We start from the raw sequence: 2,462 nt of genomic DNA, 5'->3' as shown, positions 1-2,462 counted from the left end.
TGATGGCAGAGAGGTCACACCCGTTCCCATACCGAACACGGAAGTTAAGCTCTCTAGCGCCGATGGTAGTTGGGACCTTGTCCCTGTGAGAGTAGGACGTCGCCAAGCAAAAACCTAAGTCGTTTTGACTTAGGTTTTTTTGTGTTTATTTTTATTATTTAAAATAAAGAGGTAAGAATTACCTTTTTTTAAGAATGTAGTCGAGATGTAAAAAGAATGTTTGTGATTTTATATAAAAAGGTTATGTAAAAAGTAGCACTCTAGCTCTTTTTACATAACCTTTTGTGTTTTTAAAGGATTTTACATAAGAAAAAATCTATAATTAAGGTAGTTAACATATATTTTTGATGGGTGTGGGGGATTATGAAAGAAATATGCATGTTATTAGTGGCTGTTATATTATGGGGGACAGCTATTGCGCCAACAAAATGGGCTTTAGAATCTATCCAGCCGTTTACTTTGTTGTTTATTCGTCTTTTCTTTGCAGGTGGAATTTGTATGCTATTTTCATTTAAGCAACTACAAAAATCAGTTGTACATAAAAAAGTTCCATGGAAAAGAATGAGTTTGTTAGCTTTTACCGGTGTAGCTGGGTATTTTATGTTCACATCGTACGGTATTTCTTTAACAAGTGGATTACATGTTAGTATCATAGATGCTGCATTACCATTAGTTACAATTCTTTTTTCAGCAATCTTCTTGAAAGAGAAAATTCGATTGAATTATTGGATAGGAATTATATTGGGTGCTATAGGAGTACTCTTTATTACGATTCCATCTAAAAGTGCTGATCAAGAAGTGTCTTTAATAGGAGATATACTGATATTATTAAGTACTTTTCTATTTGCTTTCTACACGGTTTTGCTAAAACGACCAAAACAAGAACAGTATTTATCAAACGAGGTTTTTACAACATTAACTTTAATTATTGGAGCTGTTATTCTATTACCATTTGCACTGGTAGAAATTCTTTATTACGGTTTACCGAAGATTGAAACTTGGAAAACGGGACTTAGTGTAATATACCTTATTATTGGAGCAACAATTTTAGCGTATTGGTTTTGGAATAAAGCGCTAGAGAGAGTTTCAGCATCAGTAAGCGGATTATATTTAAATGCATTACCGTTAATAAGTATTGTTACTTCAATTATTCTATTAAATGAATCTTTGACATGGAGAGTAATAATGGGAGCGAGTTTAGTTTTAATTGGAGTAGGATGGGCGGATAAGCAAAAGTTATGTAATCTATTAAAAGGTAACAAGGTGGAGAATAGAGACTGTTAAACAGTATGATTTATATAATTGAAATGTTAAAAAGATACCTTATATATGAGGTATCTTTTTTATTTAGCAAAGATAATAGACTAAAATTAGTATGGATATTCTTTGCTGTATTTATATGTGTCGAAATCATTTTGAAATATTGTTTGAACAAGTTGTATACATTCAGTATCATAAAAGCTTTCAAAAGTTGGATGACGGGGAAATAAAGGATCAGTAATATCGCCTTCGCTAAAATTCCCTTTATAAATCATGGCGGGAGTTTGATGATGCCATGATGTTGAGAACTCATTTATTGGTGCGTTTTTTAATTCGAAACGCTTTTCTAATTCTTTCATTTCCTGATCAAAGTTTTCTAAGTATATATAATTGGTGACATATTCTTCTTCACCAGCTATATATTGTTGTGTGAAATGTGGGTTAATATCACTTGCGTGAGCCCCTTTCATAAATAGATAGTATAGAAATTGTTTAAATGAGATCCCTTTGGGGGAATTTTCATCTTGATATAAAAACTTTCGGATGGGTTTCCATTCGGGATTTTCCATATAAGGAGGTCCAATTAAGGATACGAAAGAACTGACTGCTCTCCTATAAGGGTTACGAACAAGTTTAAACGTTTCTTTTTGTTTTTCTCGCAACGCTACTCCTAGTCGTACACTATAAGCAGGTGTACTTTTGTATATATCATATTCATAATTATGAATGAAAGGACTATAACTTAGAGCTGTTTGCAATAAATCAATTTGGTAAAAGAACCAATTGGCAAGAGAAGTGCAACCGCTTTTTTGACTCCAAAATAGAATGATGGGAAACTTCCTATGATAGTGTGGGCTTCTTGAATGGGCGCTTATGGTGTTTAATAAAGAAGGATCGAACAAGTTCTACACTCCTTTCAGTTATTTTACTGATATGTATGAGGAATAAAGAGGGGGTATGAGAGTATTTTTCATCTTTTTTTAAAAAATGAAAGATTAATATTGACTATTATTATATAGAGGTGTAATATAGGACAAGTCGCCGATGACATTAACGTCGCAAGCGACAAACGAAATAAAAAACTTAGTTGACATTAACTAACGAAGATGTTAACATAAGGAAGTCGCAAATGAGCGACCAAGTAGTTCTTTGAAAACTGAACGAAACAAACAACGTGAAACGTCAATTTTTATTTTTAGATG

General features: G+C 32.7%; 2 protein-coding genes and 1 rRNA gene. 2 read left to right on the top strand and 1 reads right to left on the bottom strand.

All coding sequences use genetic code 11. The annotated features are described in order from the left end of the window. Both rrf and H6481_RS28030 read left to right on the top strand, forming a co-directional pair. A 5S ribosomal RNA gene (gene rrf, locus H6481_RS28035) occupies positions 1-108 on the top strand; the annotation flags it as partial. Between the two features lie 255 nt (positions 109-363). Continuing rightward, positions 364-1,284: a DMT family transporter gene (locus H6481_RS28030; RefSeq protein ID WP_097920914.1), complete on the top strand. Its 921-nt coding sequence runs from the start codon at positions 364-366 to the stop codon at positions 1,282-1,284. Between the two features lie 86 nt (positions 1,285-1,370). Here the strand turns inward: H6481_RS28030 and H6481_RS28025 are convergent, their stop codons facing one another. Further along, positions 1,371-2,162 carry a sulfotransferase family 2 domain-containing protein gene (locus H6481_RS28025; protein ID WP_000460203.1) on the bottom strand — a complete coding sequence of 264 codons (792 nt, stop codon included), beginning with the start codon at positions 2,160-2,162 and terminating at the stop codon, positions 1,371-1,373. Positions 2,163-2,462: the final 300 nt, after the last annotated feature.

The organism is Bacillus sp. ME78 (assembly GCF_903970865.1).
GTDB lineage: Bacteria > Bacillota > Bacilli > Bacillales > Bacillaceae_G > Bacillus_A > Bacillus_A cereus.
This window is presented reverse-complemented; position numbering and strand designations above follow the sequence as displayed.

What these genes read in the sequence shown, in the direction of transcription:
- H6481_RS28030 (WP_097920914.1), top strand. Translation starts at nt 364, where the DNA reads ATGAAAGAAATATGCATGTTATTAGTGGCTGTTATATTATGGGGGACA.